Source organism: Alcanivorax sp. (genome assembly GCF_002733835.1).
Taxonomy (GTDB): Bacteria; Pseudomonadota; Gammaproteobacteria; order Pseudomonadales; family Alcanivoracaceae; genus Alcanivorax.
Map to the genome: position 1 here is coordinate 79,879 of NZ_NVWY01000003.1, position 17,948 is coordinate 97,826.

The 17,948-nt window shown below is 59.7% G+C and carries 15 protein-coding genes; 8 read left to right on the forward strand and 7 right to left on the reverse strand.

Annotated elements, in window-relative coordinates:
* Positions 1 to 89: 89 nt before the first annotated feature.
* Positions 90 to 710 carry a TetR/AcrR family transcriptional regulator gene (locus COA55_RS02625; RefSeq protein WP_290500499.1) on the reverse strand — a complete coding sequence of 207 codons (621 nt, stop codon included), beginning with the start codon at positions 708 to 710 and terminating at the stop codon, positions 90 to 92.
* Between the two features lie 206 nt (positions 711 to 916).
* Between COA55_RS02625 and fadI the strand changes: the two genes are divergently transcribed.
* From fadI to COA55_RS02645, 4 genes are all read left to right on the forward strand, one after another.
* Entirely contained in the window at positions 917 to 2,218 is a 1,302-nt protein-coding gene (gene fadI / locus COA55_RS02630) for an acetyl-CoA C-acyltransferase FadI (RefSeq protein ID WP_290500500.1), read from the forward strand.
* 40 nt (positions 2,219 to 2,258) lie between these two features.
* Positions 2,259 to 4,553, forward strand: coding sequence for an acyl-CoA dehydrogenase (locus tag COA55_RS02635; protein ID WP_290500501.1), 2,295 nt, complete (start codon positions 2,259 to 2,261; stop codon positions 4,551 to 4,553).
* Between the two features lie 113 nt (positions 4,554 to 4,666).
* Complete coding sequence (locus tag COA55_RS02640) at positions 4,667 to 5,560, forward strand: alpha/beta hydrolase (protein WP_290500502.1); 894 nt, start codon at positions 4,667 to 4,669, stop codon at positions 5,558 to 5,560.
* 219 nt (positions 5,561 to 5,779) lie between these two features.
* Positions 5,780 to 7,012: an alpha/beta hydrolase gene (locus COA55_RS02645; RefSeq protein WP_290500504.1), complete on the forward strand. Its 1,233-nt coding sequence runs from the start codon at positions 5,780 to 5,782 to the stop codon at positions 7,010 to 7,012.
* Between the two features lie 184 nt (positions 7,013 to 7,196).
* Here the strand turns inward: COA55_RS02645 and COA55_RS02650 are convergent, their stop codons facing one another.
* The 3 genes from COA55_RS02650 to COA55_RS02660 all read right to left on the reverse strand — a co-directional run bounded on the left by COA55_RS02650 (position 7,197) and on the right by COA55_RS02660 (position 8,844).
* Positions 7,197 to 7,829: a DUF502 domain-containing protein gene (locus tag COA55_RS02650; protein ID WP_290500505.1), complete on the reverse strand. Its 633-nt coding sequence runs from the start codon at positions 7,827 to 7,829 to the stop codon at positions 7,197 to 7,199.
* A gap of 88 nt (positions 7,830 to 7,917) precedes the next feature.
* Positions 7,918 to 8,415 (reverse strand): transcription elongation factor GreB, encoded by a 498-nt coding sequence (gene greB / locus COA55_RS02655; RefSeq protein ID WP_290500506.1) that lies wholly within the window; start codon positions 8,413 to 8,415, stop codon positions 7,918 to 7,920.
* A 3-nt stretch (positions 8,416 to 8,418) separates the two neighbouring features.
* Complete coding sequence (locus COA55_RS02660) at positions 8,419 to 8,844, reverse strand: VOC family protein (protein ID WP_290500507.1); 426 nt, start codon at positions 8,842 to 8,844, stop codon at positions 8,419 to 8,421.
* A 92-nt stretch (positions 8,845 to 8,936) separates the two neighbouring features.
* On the opposite strand from COA55_RS02660, the gene hemB reads away from it, so the two are divergent.
* Both hemB and COA55_RS02670 read left to right on the forward strand, forming a co-directional pair.
* A complete protein-coding gene (gene hemB / locus COA55_RS02665) occupies positions 8,937 to 9,941 on the forward strand; it encodes a porphobilinogen synthase (protein ID WP_290500508.1) in 1,005 nt (334 codons plus the stop codon).
* Between the two features lie 74 nt (positions 9,942 to 10,015).
* Complete coding sequence (locus COA55_RS02670) at positions 10,016 to 10,486, forward strand: MarR family transcriptional regulator (RefSeq protein ID WP_290500510.1); 471 nt, start codon at positions 10,016 to 10,018, stop codon at positions 10,484 to 10,486.
* Here the strand turns inward: COA55_RS02670 and COA55_RS02675 are convergent.
* Entirely contained in the window at positions 10,470 to 11,309 is an 840-nt protein-coding gene (locus tag COA55_RS02675; protein WP_290500511.1) for an alpha/beta fold hydrolase, read from the reverse strand. The two genes, COA55_RS02670 and COA55_RS02675, sit on opposite strands and share 17 nt — an antisense overlap.
* A 249-nt stretch (positions 11,310 to 11,558) precedes the next feature.
* Here COA55_RS02675 and COA55_RS02680 point away from each other — a divergent pair, with 249 nt between their 5' ends.
* Positions 11,559 to 11,687: a hypothetical protein gene (locus COA55_RS02680; protein WP_255343071.1), complete on the forward strand. Its 129-nt coding sequence runs from the start codon at positions 11,559 to 11,561 to the stop codon at positions 11,685 to 11,687.
* Between the two features lie 64 nt (positions 11,688 to 11,751).
* Here the strand turns inward: COA55_RS02680 and COA55_RS02685 are convergent, their stop codons facing one another.
* Positions 11,752 to 13,878, reverse strand: a complete 2,127-nt coding sequence (locus COA55_RS02685; RefSeq protein WP_290500513.1) for a TonB-dependent siderophore receptor — start codon at positions 13,876 to 13,878, stop codon at positions 11,752 to 11,754.
* A 248-nt stretch (positions 13,879 to 14,126) separates the two neighbouring features.
* Here COA55_RS02685 and ppk1 point away from each other — a divergent pair, with 248 nt between their 5' ends.
* Positions 14,127 to 16,241 carry a polyphosphate kinase 1 gene (ppk1, locus tag COA55_RS02690; RefSeq protein WP_290500514.1) on the forward strand — a complete coding sequence of 705 codons (2,115 nt, stop codon included), beginning with the start codon at positions 14,127 to 14,129 and terminating at the stop codon, positions 16,239 to 16,241.
* Between the two features lie 83 nt (positions 16,242 to 16,324).
* Here ppk1 and ppx read toward each other — a convergent pair whose 3' ends face one another.
* Positions 16,325 to 17,815, reverse strand: coding sequence for an exopolyphosphatase (ppx, locus tag COA55_RS02695; protein WP_063521224.1), 1,491 nt, complete (start codon positions 17,813 to 17,815; stop codon positions 16,325 to 16,327).
* Between the last annotated feature and the right edge of the window lie 133 nt (positions 17,816 to 17,948).

A 17,948-nucleotide genomic window follows, 5' to 3' on the forward strand; every position in this document is an offset into this window, starting at 1 on the left:
GCCACTGCCAATGAATCAACATAGAAAAGGGCGGCACAAACCTCAAGCGCCAGCACAGAAATTGCGCGGCGATTGGCCTGTTCAGCCGATCAAACGGTCATTGCCCGCCACAACATATCAAACAACACCCCGTGCTGGTCCGCCATCCGCCCGGGACGCCCCCGCAACAAATGCATCTGGGAAATACGCAGCAACACCCCATAGAAAAAATCCAGCAGGATCGGGCTGGCCACCTGGTCATTGAGGATGCCGGCCTCCTGCCCCTCATGCAGCACACTGAGAAACAGCTCGGTCAACCGTTGCTGGCCCGGGGTGGTGTCACTGCCCCAGCGGCCCGGATAGACCGAGTTGATCATCATGCGACCCATCTGCGGGTTGCGGTCGAAGAAATCCAGCACCACCCAGAACACCTTGCTGAGCCGGTCGCGGAACGTATCAATACCGGCAAGATGGTCCAGCATCCGCTCGGCCAGTTGCTCCAGGCCGTGATGCAAACAGGCGCTCAGCAGCGCCTCCTTGCTGCCCTGCGCGTCATCCCCGTAGTAACGGTAAAGTGTTTGCAGGCTGCAGCGGGCGGCCCGGGCGATTTGTTGCAAGGTCACATGGTGGAATTCCGAATCGGCGAAGACCTGCACCGCCGCCCACTCGATCCGCTCCCGCACCGCCGGATCCTGCCGGGACATCGGCACTGCTTCGGTCGTTTTCTGCATAGCTAAAACTCACTTCACTGATCCACACAGGCTCGCATGCACGATGCGCAGCTGTAACTTATCTTACACTCGTGTCGGACAGTGTCTCCCCGGCAATTGACTCACTCACCGCAGCCTTCTAGGCTCGGGCCACGTTACCACCAATCAATGTCACATTAAGTGTAATAATGATTACACTGTGACCGGCACCCTGCAAGGAGTCTGCAATGCCTGTTCGCAAAATGAAGTTGGCCGGCCGGGGCGGCCGCGTCGCCATCGTCGATGGCCTGCGCACCCCCTTTGCCCGCATCGCCACCCACTACCGGGACCTCAATGCCATCGACCTGGGCGCCATGGCCGTCAAGGAACTGATGGCCCGCAACAACCTGAGCCAGCATGAAATCGAGCAGCTGGTATTCGGGATGACGGTGATGATTCCCGAGGCCCCCTTCATTGCCCGCGAAATCGCCCTGGCGCTGGGCATGGACACAGTGGATGCCTATTCCATTACCCGCGCCTGCGCCACCAGTTTCCAGACTGCCGCCAGCGTGGCCGACAACATCGTTGCCGGCTACACCGACATGGCCATTGCCGGTGGCACCGACTCTACCAGCAGTGCCCGCGTGCCGCTGTCATCGGAACTGAGCGCGGTACTGCGCGACGTGAGCTTTGCCAAAACACTGAAAGATCGCATCAAGTTGCTCAGCCAGCTCAAGGCCCGCGACCTGCTGCCCCAGGCGCCGTCCATCACCGAATATTCGGTGGGCGAAACCATGGGGGAAAGCACCGAGAAAATGGTGAAGAAGTGGGGCGTCAGCCGTCAGGAGCAGGATGATCTGGCCCATGCGTCGCACAGCAACGCGGCCCGCGCCTGGGCCGAAGGCCGCCTGGACCGCCAGGTCATGACCGCCCACCTGCCCAACGGCAACACTCTGAAAGACGACAACCTGGTGCGCAAACACTCCGAGCGCGAGGGCTACAGCAAACTCAACCCGGTGTTCGACCGGGAGACCGGCTCCGTGACCGCCGGCAACAGCAGCCCGCTCACCGATGGCGCCGGCGCCCTGCTGATGATGAGCGAAAAGAAAGCCGCCGCCCTGGGCTACACCCCGCTGGGCTATATCCGCTCCTACGCCTTCGCGGCCCGCACCCCACAGGACGACCTGTTAATGGGCCCGGTACTGGCCGCCCCCGCCGCCATGGCCCGGGCCGGGCTGGCGCTCAGTGACCTGACACTGGTGGATATGCACGAAGCCTTTGCCGGCCAGGTGGCCTGCAACCTGCGCGGCCTGGCTGATGACGATTACGTGCGCAGCCAGACCGGGCTCGCCGCCCTTGGCGAAGTCGACCGCAGCAAGCTCAACGTGAACGGCGGCTCCATTGCCTATGGCCACCCCTTCGGCGCCACCGGCGCCCGGGTGATCAGCCAGGCGCTGCACGAGTTGCAACACCGCGGCGGCGGGCTGGCCCTGACCACCGCCTGCGCCGCCGGTGGCATCGGTGCCGCCATGGTGCTGGAAACCGAATAACCCGCTTAATCAATGCAATCACATACAGGATGACGGCAACATGTTTAACCTACTGATGAACTGGATGCGGGATAACAAGATCCTGCCACAAATTTCCGACACCGAACGCCAGGCCCTGGAAGCCGGTGACGTCTGGATCGACGGCCAATTCTTCGGCGGCAAGGTGGATTTCGAAAGCATCCTCGCCGAAAACTACGATCAGCTTTCCGAACACGAACAGGCCTATATCGATGGCCCAGTGGAAGAACTGCTGAAAAGGGCCGATGCCTATACGCTGTCGCGCACCCGCAAACTGCCAGATGAACTGTTCACCTTCATGGCCGAGAACGGTTTCTTCGGCATGCAGATCGCCAAGGAATACGGCGGCAACCCCATGTCCACCCAGGCCAAGTCCTGCATCATGGCCAAGGTCAGCTCCCACTCCGGCCTGCTCAGCGCCATGGTGGTGATTCCCAACTCACTGGGTGCGGCAGAGCTGCTCGGCCACTACGGCACCGATGAACAGAAGCAGTATTACCTGCCGAAACTGGCCAACGGCGAGTTCATTCCCTGCTTCGGTTTGACCGAACCCACCGCCGGCTCCGACGCTGCCTCCATCAAGGCAGAAGGCGAAGTGTTCAAAGACAGCGACGGCGAGATCAAATTCAAGCTCAACTTCCGCAAGCGCTACATCACCCTGGCGCCGGTCTCCAATCTGATCTCCCTGGCAGTACGCCTGCACGATCCGGAAAACCTGCTGGGCAAAGGTGAGGATGCCGGCATCACTGTGGTGCTGCTGGAAAAAGGCCTCGACGGCCTGCACATCGGCGACCATCACCAACCCATTGGCGAGCACTTCCCCAACGGCCCCATCGTCGGCCGCGATGTAATCGTGCCCGCCAGCAACGTGCTGGGCGGCGTGGAATACACCGGCATGGGCTGGAAGATGCTGATGGAAGCCCTGGCCGGCGGACGCATGGTGTCCCTGCCCGCCACCGGTATCTGCGGCATTCGCCACGGCGCCATGATCGCCGGCGCCTATTCCATGGTGCGCCAGCAGTTCGGCATCCCCGTGGGTCGCATGGAAGGGGTGGAGCACAAAATCGGCAAGGCCGCGGGCATGACCTATGCCTTTGATGCCGCCCGCGTGTTTGGTTGTTCCGCCGTGGATAAAGGCATCCAGCCGCCGGTGACCTCCGCCATCATGAAGGCCTACTCCACCGAAATGGGCCGCGACACCGGCACCGATGCCATGGACGTGACCGCGGGTTACGGCGTCATGCAAGGCCCCAACAACACCATGGGTCGCCTCTATAATTCCGCCCCGGTGAGCGTCACCGTGGAAGGCGCCAACATCATGACCCGCACCCTGATGATCTTTGGTCAGGGCGCCACCCGCTGCCACCCCTACGCCTACAACGTGGTGCAGGCGGTGGAAGACAATGATGTGAGCGCCTTCCGCAAAAACCTGACCGGCTGGATGATCCAGTTCTTGCTGGGCTTCGTGATGAGCCTGGTGCGCGGCGTAACCCGCGGTTTCTTCACCGTGAAAGTGCCCAACGTGGCGCCGAAAACCAAAAGCATCTACCGCCGCCTGGGCTGGGCCGCCACCCGCTTCGGCCTGCTCACCAACCTGGCCATGTTCTTCGTGGGCGGCAAACTCAAGGCACGCGGCAACCTCACCGGTCGCTACGCCGATGTGGTGGCCTGGTTGTACATCACCACCTCTGCCCTGCGCCGCTATGAAGCAGAAGGCCGCAAGGCGGAAGACCTGGCGCTGGTGCAATACGCCGGTGAATACGGCCTGACCCAGATCCAGCAGGCCTTCGAAGGCATCTACGAGAACTTTGGCGGCCCGGTAGGCGTAATCCTGAAAACCGTGGGCCGTATCGGCCTGGGCATCAACCCGCTGGCCAAGCTGCCCAACGACCAGCTCAGCCACCAGGCCGCACTGGCCCTGCAAAGCTATGGCGACCAGTACAAGCGTCTGGTCGGCGGCAACTACATGCCGGAAGAAAGCGACGAGGGGCTCGGCCGCCTGCTCAAGGCCTTCCGCCTGACCACCGAAGCCGAACCGGTGCGCGCCAAGATCCGTGCCGCACAGAAAGCCCGCAAACTGGGTAAAGGCAAAGTGGAAGCCATGGCGTCCCAGGCCGCTGAACAGGGCGTGATTTCCGATGCGGAACTGGCCACCCTGAATGCTGCCACCGAGGCTTGCCTGCTGGCCATCGAAGTGGACGTATTCACCAAGGACGAGTACTACGGCGCCGGTGGCATCCCCGCCATGAGCGCCACCGGCGATGGCGGCCTGCAGCAGCCGTCACCCGCGGAGCAGGCCAAAGCGTCCGGCGAGTAACCGCCCTGCCCTTAACGCTCACGGGCCAGCCCGACTGGCCCGATCAACCCTGCCCACACGCCGCCTGACCGATTATGGTTGGGTGGCACAACAACAAAACAACGGACAGCCCTATGAGCCTCCAGGCCCGCCTTATCAAAGCCGTGACCCGGCGCACCATCAAGCGCTCTGGCCTTAACGAACAGCAACTGGTACGCCACCTTCGCAAGGTCTTCAACGACACGCCCGTGCTGACACTGCTGCCTCGTGGCGTGACACTCAGCCGCGTGGAGCAGGACGGGTTTACCGGGGACCGCATCAGCGTAAAGCAACCCTCAATGACGGTGCTGTACCTGCACGGCGGCGCCTACATCGGTGGCATCACCAAGACCTACCACAACCTGGCCGGGCGGCTGGCCAAAAAGCTGCAAGCGGATGTCTACTTGCCGGTGTACCCCTTCGCACCGGAACACCCTTACCCCGCCGCCGTGAACCGGGTAATGGAAGCCTACGAATATCTGTTAAGCCTGGGCAAACACCCCCAGGACATTGTCATTGCCGGCGACTCCGCCGGGGGCGGACTGACCCTGGCCACCCTGCTGCACATCCGCGACAAGGGGCTGGAACAACCCCGTTGCGCAGTAACCTTTTCACCCGCCAGCAACGCCTTTCCTGACGACACCATCCTGGATGCGCTGGACCCCAGCGATGCCATGTTGTCTGCCGATATCATTCGCACCGTGATCGATATCTATCTCCCCAACCCGGATGACCGCAGCCACCCTTACGCGTCCCCCTGCCTGGGCGACTACACCGGTATCTGTCCGCTACTCATTACCGCCAGCACCGATGAAGTGCTATACGCCGACGGCAAACGGGTACGCCGCGCAGCCGAACAAGCCGGTGTAAAAGTGGAATGGATAGAGCGCCCCGGCGTGTTCCATGTATGGCCCATCATGGTGCCGTTCCTGCCGGAAGCGAACAAAGACCTGAAACGGGTTGTCGCCTTTATTAGGGCCTGTAGTTAGCGTGAAAACACCGGTTGTGCCGGATTGATCGCAAGGGTGCCCGAAACACCGCCGTTGCTGGATGCCGAACGCCCGAAGCCGGACGTTAAACCGACGCCAGTTATTTTCGTCTGGCATCCGGCATTGGGCATCCGGCGTTGACCGCAGGGCATTGAGCGTTTCTGCCATTGCCGGCCCAAACCCGACATTCTTTACTGGGGTTCACCCAAAGGAGGCGGCATGAGCGAATTACTGCCCCGTATTCACCCGGACGATTACTGCAACGAAGATCTGCCCACCCTCAGCCAACCCTGGTGGCAGACGCTGCCGTCCGACTTCCACGCCATGCCGGATCACTTCCTGGCAGACAGCGACACAAGCTGGCGCATCAGCAGCACTGCCGCCGTGGATACTCTGGCTCGTACAGGCCTGGCCTGCATGGCCGGTGCAGCGGCGCTACCCGCCACCCTGAACGCCGCCCGGCAGCGTGAAGAACGGCAACTGGCAGACTTCTACCGCCCCTTCCTGGCGGCCGGCGATCCCAATGCGTTCTTCACCCCGCCCGCCGCGCAGGTGGAGATCAAACGCAGCCCGGTCTCCAGCTACCACTTTCAGCCCGAGGATGGCGACGCCCACACCCTGCATTTTGCGTCGCCATTCACACCGAAAAATCCGGCCCTGAAAGATCGCTACCTGAATCACACCCGCAACGGCACCGCCTGGGCGCAACACTGGCGCCACCACGACGGCCCGCGCCCCACCCTGGTGATGATTCACGGATTCGTGGCCGACCCGTACTGGCTCAATACCCGCTGGCTGGCGCTGCCCTGGTTCTACAAGCAGGGCTTCGATGTGTTGCTTTACACCCTGCCTTTCCATGGCCGCCGCAAGAGCCGTTTCGCTCCGTTCAGCGGCGCCGAATTTTTCAGCCAGGGCATGGCCGCGCTCAACGAAACCTTTGCCCACGCCATTCATGACCTGCGCCTGTTCATGCGGATGCTGCGCGAGCAAGGCTCACCCGCCATCGGCGCCACCGGCATTTCCCTGGGCGGTTACACCACCGGCCTGCTGGCGGCACTGGAAAAGGACCTGGCCTTTGCCATTCCCAATGTACCGCTGGTGAGCGTGATCGATTTGATGAAAAGCTGGTTCCCGATCAACCAGCAGGTGAAGCTGCTGAATCAGGTCTACGACACCAACACCGCCGGCCTTCGCGAAATTACCGCCCTGCATTCGCCGTTAACCTGGCCCTGCCAGGTACCACAAAGCGGGCGCATGATCATCGGTGGTGCCGGCGATCGCTTCGCGCCGCCCAAGCACAGCCACCTGCTGCGCCAACACTGGAATAATTGCGATGTGCACTGGTTCCCGGGCAACCACCTGCTGCACCTGGATCAGGGGCTATACCTGAAAGCCATGCGGGACTTTATGAAAGGCGCGCTGGCGGAACAAAAGGTGAGATTGAGCGCGTAGGCGCCCCCCTTGTAGGAGTTCCCTTCCAGGGGACGAACCGTGCGTAGCACGGAATCGACCGAAGGGCGATAAGGCATTTCCGTGCTCGACAGGTCTCAAAAGAAAAGCCTCCCTCCGGTCGGCTCGCTGCGCGAGGTTCGTCCCCTGGAAGGGAATTCCTACAGCGGCTTCCTATTGGGACTGATCAGCCTTCCTGCTTGTCCGTCTTGAACAGCGACGCCGTACCCGCACCACAGGAAACCACCGTTTTCATCATGCTCTCCACCCCGATTTCCGGATGCAACTCCACCAGAGACGCATCCAGATGGTAGATAAATCCGCTGGTAGGATTGGGGCCGGTGGGCACAAAAACGGTGACATGGCCATCCGCGTGGCGAGACGTGACCAGTGCGGTCACCGACACGTCCGTCTCCCGGCCATATAACCAGACCCGTGCCACTTCTCCACGGCTGAACGGGCTGTCCGCACTGCTGCCCATCAGCTGGGCAATCACTTCACGCACCGTGGTGTAACCGGGAAGACGTGTCATTACATGCTCTTCCCACTGCTGCCAGGCCCAGCTTCCCAGTCGCGTGGCGACCAGCGTGCCCACCAGAAAACACAGCACCAGCACCGCCAGCACCGACAACCAGTCCGCCACAAACTTGGGCAACCCGAAGGCGCTGATAAACACCGACGTAAACGGCGAAATCAGCTCGGTGACCGTCTGATAAATCCATTTAAAGAAGAACACGATAATGGAAATGGGCAGCAGAATGGTCAGCCCACCCAGCAGCGACTTGCGGATAAAGAACCAGATACGACTGGAACCTTTCATCGGTTTTCCCCTAAATAAATAAAATGACGCAACACGCTAAAAAATTGCGTTGTTTTTGCATGATGCGTGGAGTGTATTGCGTGCCGCCTCACTCATACCAGATGCGGTTGATAAACAGACAACGCTCTCCGGCCGGGGTTCGCACCTCCACCTCGTCATCCACCTGTTTCTTGAGCAAGGCCCGTGCCAGCGGCGCGTCGATGCTGATATAGCCTCTTGCCGCATCGGTTTCATCCGGCCCCACCAGCCGGTAGATTTCGGTCTCACCGGCGTCGTTTTCCAGTTCCACCCAGGCGCCAAAAAATACCCGGCTCTGGTCATCCGGCACCCGATCCACCACCGTCATGTCATCCAGGCGCTTGCTGAGAAAGCGCACACGCCGGTCAATTTCACGCAGCTGTTTCTTGCCGTAGATGTATTCCGCGTTTTCCGAGCGATCTCCCTGGGCCGCCGCCTCCTGCACCGCCTGGGTAACCACCGGACGTTTTTCCTTCCACAGGTACTGCAGCTCATCGTTGAGCTTATGGTAGCCCTCGACAGTGATGTACTTGGAGGCGGGAGTGCCCTTTGGTCGCCAGCGGCCCATGGGTTATACCTCGAAGATCCGGTGCAGCTCGCGCAGCCCCTTGAACTCCAGCGTATTGCCCGTGGGGTCCTGAACGAAAAAGGTGCCCTGCTCTGCCGGCTGCCCCACAAACCGCTCGCGGGGTTTAAGCAGAAACGGCCAGTCGTGCTCGTAAATTCGCTCCACCAGCATTTCCCAGGTGGCAAAATCCAGCACCACACCAAAATGCGGCATGGGCACCGGGTGGCCATCCACCTCGCTGTAGCCCTGGATCGGCGTCAGATCTTCGCCTTTATGCAAAGAGAGCTGATGACCATGCAGGTCGATATCGATCCAGTTGGGCGCATCACGGCCTCGGCGCGCACCCAGCACCCGACAATAAAAGTCGGCGGCGTCTTCCAGGTCGTTTACCAAAAAGGCCAGATGAAAGGCCGGTTGTTTTTCCATCATTCGCTGCTCTTGCTAAACTCTCGTGATTCCGCCCGTGACACGCTTTTCTGTAGACGCCCGGGCGCGCCCATATTACTAGAGGAACCCTGCGCATGTCTGTCACCCGAGCCCCCTGGCCTGCCACGCGTATGCGCCGCATGCGCCGCGATGATTTTTCTCGCCGGCTGATGCGCGAACATACCCTCACCGTGGACGATCTGATCTACCCGGTATTTGTGCTGGAAGGCAGCAACCAGACCGAAGCTGTGCCCTCCATGCCCGGAGTGGAACGCAAGAGTATCGACTTGCTGGTGGAAGAAGCCCGCGAACTGGCGGAGCTGGGCGTCCCGGCCATGGCGCTGTTCCCGGTCACTCCGGCCGAGGTAAAGACCCTGGATGGCCGCGAAGCCTGGAACCCGGAAGGGCTTGCACAACGTGCGGTACGGGCCATCAAGGCGGCCGTGCCGGAAATGGGCGTGATCACCGATGGCGCACTGGACCCGTTCACCACTCACGGCCAGGACGGCATCATCGACGACAACGGCTATGTACTCAACGATGTCACCGTGGAGGCCCTGGTTAAACAGGCCCTCTCCCACGCCGACGCCGGCGCTGACATGGTGGCCCCCTCCGACATGATGGACGGCCGCATCGGCGCCATCCGGGAAGCGCTGGAAAATCACGGCCATATCCACACCCGCATCATGGCCTACTCCGCCAAATACGCCAGCGCCTACTACGGTCCGTTCCGCGATGCCGTCGGCTCCGCAGGCAACCTGGGCAAGGCGGACAAGACCACCTACCAGATGGACCCGGCCAACGCCGACGAAGCCCTCCACGAAATCGCCCTGGACCTGGCGGAAGGTGCCGACGTGGTGATGGTGAAACCGGGCATGCCCTATCTGGATGTGGTGCGCCGGGTAAAAGACGAATTCAAGGTGCCGGTGTACGCCTACCAGGTGAGTGGCGAGTACGCCATGCACATGGCCGCCTTCCAGAATGGCTGGCTGGACCAGGACAAGGTGATGATGGAATCCCTGCTGGCCTTCAAGCGGGCCGGGGCCGACGGCATCCTGACCTACTTCGCCAAAGCGGCAGCGCAGAAACTGAAAGGCTAAACCGCTACCAGCGGGCTTGCGGAAGGGGGCACAGCCGGAATTATAATGCATACACACTATAAAGGAGCGCGTGCATGACGACCCGCAGCCAAACCACCCCGCCTGCACCAGCCCCCGAAGAGATCGGCCTGCACTGCGCCGCCCTGCACTCCCGGGTGTTTTCCCGCCTGGTGACGCGCCTGTTCAATAACAGGCTGGCAGATAGTGGCCTGCGCATTACCCAATTTTCCGTGCTCAATGCCATCAAGGCGCGGCCGCCGGAATCCATCTACCAGCTGGCCGAACTACTGGGCATGGAACGCACCTCTCTGCAGCGCACCGTCGATAAACTTATCGAGAAAGGCCTGGTGGAAACACAGCCCACGGGAAAGAAACGCTCCCTTGGGCTGACCCTGACGCCCCTGGGCGAAACGTCCTACCAACAAGCCCTGCACGGCTGGCAGGATGCCCAGCAACATTTTGAATCGCTGGTGGGCGCCGCTAACTGGGAACAAATATCCCGGGAGCTGCGCGGCTTCAGCCGGCAGGTCAAGCAGACGCTCTAACCTCTGTAGCAGGCTCATCCGCAAACCCGTGGATGGCTTTCAGAACACTCGGCTCGGCAAGCAAACGGCGATGGCCAAGACCCGAGGTCTGAAACAGCTGTGCCTTTGCAACGGCCTGATGCAAACGCAAGGTATCGGCAAACGGCACTTCCCGGTCCGTCATATCGTGTACCAAAAGCACAGGGCAACTGATACGCCGGCCGCGCCGGGCAATATCCAGCACCTCATAGCCAATACCGACCCGGTTGGCCATTCCCTCCAGCAAATGCTGCCGAGCACTCGACCCGAACCGCAGAAACAGCGCCATCCGCGACACCATAGCCCGGAAATTGGTCGGCGGGGCCACCAGAATGGCCCTGGGTACATCCGTGCGTTCGGCCAGCACAAACGCCAGGGCCGCCGCTCCCATGGAATGCCCAACCGCCAGATCCAGCGGCTCGCCGATCTCATCCAGCGCCTGGCGAATGGAGATAATGAAATCCCCCACATGGGCTGCCCCATCCATCTCATCGCCATGGCCCGGCATCTGCAGGGCATAAAAGGTATGCCGTGCCCGGCCCAACTCCGTCATCAGCGGCTGAAACTGCTGCGCATGGCCGGACCAGCCATGAACCAGCAGCACCCGCCTGGGACCACCGGGCCAGACCAGTAAACGGGCTCGGGAGCCAACCGGCACAATCCGCTCCGGCGGCACCACACCGGCCCCTGCATCCAGGGCAAATCGGCGCGGCGTGGTCATCATATCCAGTGCCAACCTGCCGGCTCTTCCAGGAAAAAGACGGCTAAACACCGCCATGGCAATCACAAAGAGCTTCATCATCATTCCTCTCCTTTTGATGCATATACACTAAACCTGATGTCACGAGCCAACCCAGGGCCCAAGGCTATTGCCTCTTTCTTTTAGTGTATTTACACTTTAAAGAGAAAATCAAGCATTCTTCATCAGCTTGATGGCTGAAACAGCATCAACAGACGGGGCTCAAGCCAATGGCAATTCACGCGGAACCGCTATGATCCCGCCGCTTTTCGCTGATTCTTTTATATTGGGCCTATGGCCCGAGGAGTGATTATTATGCGTACCCTGATGCTGGTACTGGGTCTTGCTGTGTCTGCCGTGGCCATCGCCGATGCCCGCGCACCCACCGCAGAAGAAATGGAACAACTGGATATCGTGCAGCAATCCTGGATTTTTCAGGGCTGAAGAAAGCCGATAAGCAGACATAAAAAACCGGCGCAAGCGCCGGTTTTTTATGATCACGCTCTGATCAGAAGCGGTAGCGAGCATCGGCGGTCACCGTGCGGGTTTCACCGTAGCCACAGTCATACACTTGGGGACCCAACTGACCGCGGCACCAGGAGACGTATTCCTTGTCTGTCAGGTTGCGCACGTTGAGGCTGAAGTCCCAGTCGCTGACAGCGTAACCGAGCATCGCGTCATACAGCGTGACAGAGGGAACCTTCGGGTTGGCCCCCACACCATCTGCATCGCCGGCATAATCAAAGCCCACATTGTCGCCCACATAACGCACACCGGCACCAAAGCGCAGACCATTTTCCAGTTCGTACTTACCCCAGGCAGAGGCCAGACGGTCGGCAAGGTACGGCAGACGCTCACCAGATTGGTCATCCACCACACGTTGGTCGGTGTAACTGGCCAGCAGCTCAAGATTCCCCAGGCGCTTCTTCACTTCCAGTTCCCAGCCCTCGGATTTAGCGCCGACCTGGTCAACGGTGTTGGGGCTGCTTCCCTGCACCACACGGTTGGTTTCTTCAATGTAGAAATAGGCTGCAGTGACAGAAAGATCACCCGAGTCGTTGAGGTATTTGAAACCGGCCTCTTGCTGCTCGCCAGTGGTGGCTGCAAGGCTGCTGCCATCGTTAGTCCCCAGATTCGGCACAAAGGCCTCGGAGTAACTCACATAGGGAGAGAGGCCAAAATCGAACTGGTACATCAAGCCAAGACGGCCGGTGGTTTCGCTGTCATCACTTTCATTGTTGTTATCGTTAACCACATAGACCTTGTTGGTGGACTCGTCGTGGCGCAGGGCGCCGGATACCACCACATTACCAATCTCCATATGGTCAATCAGGTACACGCCAGTTTGACGAATGGCGTTGTCATTGCGGTCCTCAGGTGTCAGTGCACTATAATCCACGTTGCCGTACACCGGATCATAGAGGTTGATTGGCGAGCCCAGGGTGGATTCATAGTTACCTTCCTCCCAGAGCGCATCCTGGTAATCCACCCCAATCGCGAGAGTGTGGTAAGTGCCGGCAAAACCGAAGTTACCTTCCATGCGAGCATCAAAGTTGCTGATGCTCGTTTCCCGGTCCGCCATATGGATGGTCCGATTCGTTGTCCCATCACTGGCAACCCCGGCTCCGATAGCCGCCCAGTGTTCGCGGGTTTCGGTCTCAGAACTGGAATGGCGGGCGGTCAGTGCCATGTTCCAATGGTCATTCAGGCGTTGATCTACAAACAGGGTCGCTTCATTCAGCCTGCGATCATAACGATCCCAACTTGGCTCCCCCACAAAGGTGTTAACCGGAATATCCCCTTTGACGCCCGGCAATAGCGTCCCCTCTGCGGGCAGGAACTGGGCAGAGATCCCGCCATTGTTCTCCTGGGTATTGATGAGCAGGGAGATGGTTGTGTTGTCCGTGGGCAGCCAGGTAAAGGAAGGCGCAAACAGGAAACCATTATCATCCACGTGATCAACCTGGGTGCCACTCTCCCGTTTCAGCGCTACCATCCGGTACAGCAACTTGCCATCTTCTGACATGGGGCCAGTGATGTCTGCCGCCAACTGCTTTCGGTCATAGGAGCCCACCTGGGCCCAGATCTCGCCCTGTTGCCGGGCCTTTGGCAGCTTGGAGACAGTATTCACAATACCCCCCAACTCCGCCTGTCCATACAAAACAGAAGACGGTCCTTTCAGGACTTCCACCTGCTCCAGTGCATAAATGTTCGGACGCACGCTGTTGTAACTGCCGTACAGGGAACGCAGCCCATCCTTGTAGAAAGAAGCGTCGAGACCGCGCACTTTCACAAAGTCACCACGGGTATCAAACCCGAACGCACCAGAATAAACACCGGAAGAATAGACCAGGGCATCCTGAATATTCTTGGCCCCGGTATCCTTGATGAATTCTTCATTCACTACGGTAATGGAGTACGGAGTCTTCTCTACCGCCACATCCAGCTTTCCAGCTGTCGCCGCTTTTCCCTCGGTAATATAGCCGTCACCCTCCTGGACATCGGCATTCACCTCCACCGCAGGAATCACATTGGCTTCAGAGGTTTCTTCAGCCTGTACAGCCAGAGGGATCAGTGAAAGCAGGCACGCTCCCACCAGCGGCGCACCCCAAATCGCGCGGTATTGACAAACCATCGGCAAACTCCAAATATAAAGCGAACAATAATGATTCGCATTATATTTACATATACCCATTCAAGGAAGAGCCGGCGCTCCCACCCACGCCCCTCGCCGATGAATAGCGTTCATCCCCGCTATTTGCGCCCGCCCGGATCAGGCGTACTGTGAAGGTATTCGGAATTCTTCGCCCCCTGTCATCACCGTGTCACATTAATGTCATGGAATAAGGGCCCATCTTCAAAGGTTCCGGTCAGGACGACACCATGAATTCTTTCTCCAGTGAACAGGGCGTCAGCGAACACGGCGTCACCGACCTCAACAACGACGACCTCAACAACCCGGATTACTACCTGAACCGGGAGCTCAGCCTGCTGCAGTTCAACCTGCGTGTCCTTGAGCAGGCCATGGACGAAAACCATCCATTAATGGAACGGCTGAATTTTCTGCTGATTTTTTCCAGCAACATGGATGAGTTCTTCGAAATTCGCGTGGCCGGCCTGAAGAACAAACTGGAAACCCATACCGGCCAGCCCGGCCCCGATGGCATGCTGCCCGATGAGCTTCTGAAAGCGATCAGTGCCATTACCCACGAAGCAGTGGATCGCCAGTACCGCATCCTCAACGACGTCTTGCTCCCCGCCCTGCGTGAAGAAGGGGTGGACTTTCTTCGCCGCGAAGACTGGACCGAAGCCCAGGCTGAATGGGTCAAAAAATATTTTCGTGAGCAGATTTACCCGGTGCTCACGCCCATCGCACTGGACCCGTCACACCCGTTCCCGCGCCTGGTCAACAAGAGCCTGAATTTCATTGTGCCCCTGGACGGCAAGGATGCCTTCGGGCGCTCCACGGGCCTGGCCATTGTGCCCGCCCCTCGCTCCCTGCCCCGCCTGATTCGTATTCCCGATGACATCAGCGAGGGTGGCGACGACAACTTCGTGTTCCTGTCGTCCATGATCCATGCCCACGTATCCGACCTGTTCCCGGGCATGAAGGCCACCGGCTGCTACCAGTTCCGGGTAACCCGCAACGCCGATATGGAAGTGGACGAAGAAGTCGAAGACCTGGCCAGCGCCCTGAAAGGCCAGCTGTTATCTCGTCGTTACGGGGATGAAGTGCGCCTGGAAGTGGCCGACAACTGCCCGCGCCACCTGATGCATTATCTGCTGGAACAGTTCGAACTCACCGAGGAAGACCTGTACGAAGTGAACGGCCCGGTAAACCTGGCGCGCATGTTTACCAGCGTCAATCGCCCGCGCCTGCACTACCCGCCCTTTACCCCCAAGCTGGCGCCGGCGGTGAAAAAAAATGAAACCATTTTTGACGCCATCGACCAGGGTGACATCCTGCTGCACCACCCCTACGAATCGTTCCAGCCGGTCATCAACCTGCTGGCCGAAGCCGCGCGGGATCCGAAGGTGCTGGCCATCAAGCAGACCCTGTACCGCACCGGCACCAAGTCGGAAATTCTCGACCACCTGGAAACGGCCGCACGCAATGGCAAGGAAGTCACCGCCATCGTGGAGCTGCGCGCTCGCTTCGATGAAGAGTCCAACATCGAAGGCGCTCGCCGCCTGCAGGAAGCCGGCGCCATCGTGGTGTACGGCGTGGTGGGCTACAAGACCCACGCAAAAATGCTGCTGGTGGTGCGCCGTGACGGTGATGGCATCAAACGTTATGTGCACTTGGGGACGGGTAATTACCACACCAAGACCACCAAGCTGTACACCGATTACGGCCTGATGACCTGTGAAAAAAGCATGGGCCAGGACGTGCACAAGATCTTTCAGGAACTGACCGGCATGGGCAAGGCGGCACGGCTCAAGCAGCTGAAGCATTCGCCGTTCACCTTGCACCCTTCTGTTATCGAGTGGATCGAGTTTGAAACGGAACAGGCACTGGCCGGCAAACCGGCGCGCATTATTGCCAAGTTCAATTCACTGACCGAAGAAAACATCATGCAGGCCCTGTATCGGGCCAGCCAGGCGGGCGTAGAGATTGATCTGATCGTGCGCGGCATCTGCTGCCTGAAACCCGGCATCCCCGGATTGTCGGAAAACATCCGCGTACGCTCCATTATCGGCCGCTTTCTGGAGCACACCCGCATCTACCATTTCCACCATGGCGGTGACGACCTGGTGTATTGCTCCAGTGCCGACTGGATGGACCGCAACCTGTTTAACCGGGTGGAAACCTGTTTCCCGGTGAATGATCCGGCACTCAAGGCACAGATTCTGGAACAGGGCCTGCATATCTATCTGCGCGACAACACCCGCGCCTGGGAACTGCAATCCGATGGCAGTTACCAGCGGGCGCAACCACAAGACGGGGAAGAGCGTTTTATTGCTCAACAGGACCTGCTGGATACGCTGGGAGGGTAAGACGACTTCTAGCGTCTAGCGTCTAGCTTTCAAGAGGGTGCCCCGCCCGAAGCGGGACCCCCTCTTGAATAGCTGTTTTATTCTCACGCCAATACAAGCTGGTAGCCTGCCGCCTGGAAGTAGTCGTGTTCCTGCTCCAGGTCCGCCTGGGTGAGCGGGTGCTCCTCCAGCCAACCCGACGGGAAAGTGATGGCAAGCCGTTCATCACGAGCTTGTAAACGAATCTCCGGGACATCTTCATCGCTGCGTGCATGGTGCAAACGCACCGCCAAACGCAACACAAGACACAACCGCAACAATCCGGTCTGCTCATCGTCCGGCAATTCCGCCAGCGCCGCCAACGGCACCTTGCGACGGTGACCACGCACCATCAGCGCCACCATCTGCTGTTCCTGACGGGAAAAACCCGGCAGGTCGGAATTGGTCACCAGATAAGCGCCATGCTTGTGGAACTGACTGTGCGACACCGCCAGCCCGACCTCGTGGAGCAGCCCTCCCCAGCGCAGCGTGTCGGCCGCCTCATTACCTTCAATCTGCCAATCACTGGCCACCTGCCCATACAGCGCCTGCGCCGTGGCGCAGACCCGTTCGGCCTGGCTGCTTTCCACATGGTGACGGTTCATCAGCGCCTGAATACTGCGGTCGCGCACATCCTCGTGGCCGAAACGCCCCAGCAGGTCATACAGCAACCCTTCCCGCAGCGCGCCACTGGAGACATCCATCTGCTGGATGTCCAGCTGCTCGAAAATGCCGTACAGAATGGCCAGCCCGGAAGCGAAAATCGGCTGACGATCTTCACGCAAGCCTTTCAGATCCAGCTTGTCCACGGCACCCGCCTTGATCACCCGCTTACGGGCTTTTTTCATGCCCTCCATGGTGATACCGAATTCCGACCAACCGTTGTCCACACAGACCTGACTGATCGCCTTGATCGTGCCGGAGGCACCCACCGCCTGCTGCCAGCCCAGGCGCCGGTAATTGGCATGAATCGACAGCACCTCCTGGCGTGCCGCCGTCACCGCCCGGTCAAAGGCTTTTTCGGTGATCTCGCCATTGGGGAAAAAGCGCTGGGCAAAGCTGACACAGCCCATATGCAGCGATTCGGTTTCCGTGGATTCAAATCGCTCCCCGATGATTAGCTCGGTGGAGCCGCCCCCGATATCCACCACCAGCCGCTGCCCCGCGTCGTCCGCCAGGGTGTGGGCGACCCCCAGATAAATCAGGCGCGCTTCCTCACGGCCAGCCACCACTTCGATATCGTGACCCAAAACCGCTTCGGCGCGGCGGATAAACTCGCGGGCATTGCGAGCCTGGCGCAGGGTATTGGTCCCCACCACCCGCACGCTACCGCGGGGAATCCCCGCAATGCGCTGGGCAAACCGGCCCAGGCACTCCAGCGCCCGCTCCTGGGTATCCGCGTCCAGGCGGTTTTCCCGGTCCAGACCCGCCCCCAGTTGCACCTTTTCAGACAGCCCGTCGAGGATCTGTACTTCCCCCTGCGCCTGGCGGGCTACCACCATATGAAAACTGTTCGACCCCAAATCAATGGCCGCCAGATGTTCGCCATGCTCCATAGTCACTCCTTCCTTTGGGCCGATTCTATCCAAAAATCATGGCGTTACGATGTCATAGGCAGCAACTACAGCGATAATTAACTGCCTCGCTTGAAATTCATCACCCGCAACCTGATATTATTCCCCATCGCAG

Excerpts from the sequence above, each read along its gene's own strand:
- COA55_RS02640 (WP_290500502.1), top strand. The coding sequence starts at position 4,667 with ATGAGCCTCCAGGCCCGCCTTATCAAAGCCGTGACCCGGCGCACCATC.
- COA55_RS02645 (WP_290500504.1), top strand. The coding sequence starts at position 5,780 with ATGAGCGAATTACTGCCCCGTATTCACCCGGACGATTACTGCAACGAA.
- ppx (WP_063521224.1), bottom strand. The coding sequence starts at position 17,815 with ATGGAGCATGGCGAACATCTGGCGGCCATTGATTTGGGGTCGAACAGT.
- fadI (WP_290500500.1), top strand. The coding sequence starts at position 917 with ATGCCTGTTCGCAAAATGAAGTTGGCCGGCCGGGGCGGCCGCGTCGCC.
- COA55_RS02660 (WP_290500507.1), bottom strand. The coding sequence starts at position 8,844 with ATGATGGAAAAACAACCGGCCTTTCATCTGGCCTTTTTGGTAAACGAC.
- COA55_RS02685 (WP_290500513.1), bottom strand. The coding sequence starts at position 13,878 with ATGGTTTGTCAATACCGCGCGATTTGGGGTGCGCCGCTGGTGGGAGCG.
- COA55_RS02635 (WP_290500501.1), top strand. The coding sequence starts at position 2,259 with ATGTTTAACCTACTGATGAACTGGATGCGGGATAACAAGATCCTGCCA.
- hemB (WP_290500508.1), top strand. The coding sequence starts at position 8,937 with ATGTCTGTCACCCGAGCCCCCTGGCCTGCCACGCGTATGCGCCGCATG.
- ppk1 (WP_290500514.1), top strand. The coding sequence starts at position 14,127 with ATGAATTCTTTCTCCAGTGAACAGGGCGTCAGCGAACACGGCGTCACC.
- greB (WP_290500506.1), bottom strand. The coding sequence starts at position 8,415 with ATGGGCCGCTGGCGACCAAAGGGCACTCCCGCCTCCAAGTACATCACT.
- COA55_RS02650 (WP_290500505.1), bottom strand. The coding sequence starts at position 7,829 with ATGAAAGGTTCCAGTCGTATCTGGTTCTTTATCCGCAAGTCGCTGCTG.
- COA55_RS02625 (WP_290500499.1), bottom strand. The coding sequence starts at position 710 with ATGCAGAAAACGACCGAAGCAGTGCCGATGTCCCGGCAGGATCCGGCG.
- COA55_RS02680 (WP_255343071.1), top strand. The coding sequence starts at position 11,559 with ATGCGTACCCTGATGCTGGTACTGGGTCTTGCTGTGTCTGCCGTGGCC.
- COA55_RS02670 (WP_290500510.1), top strand. The coding sequence starts at position 10,016 with ATGACGACCCGCAGCCAAACCACCCCGCCTGCACCAGCCCCCGAAGAG.
- COA55_RS02675 (WP_290500511.1), bottom strand. The coding sequence starts at position 11,309 with ATGATGATGAAGCTCTTTGTGATTGCCATGGCGGTGTTTAGCCGTCTT.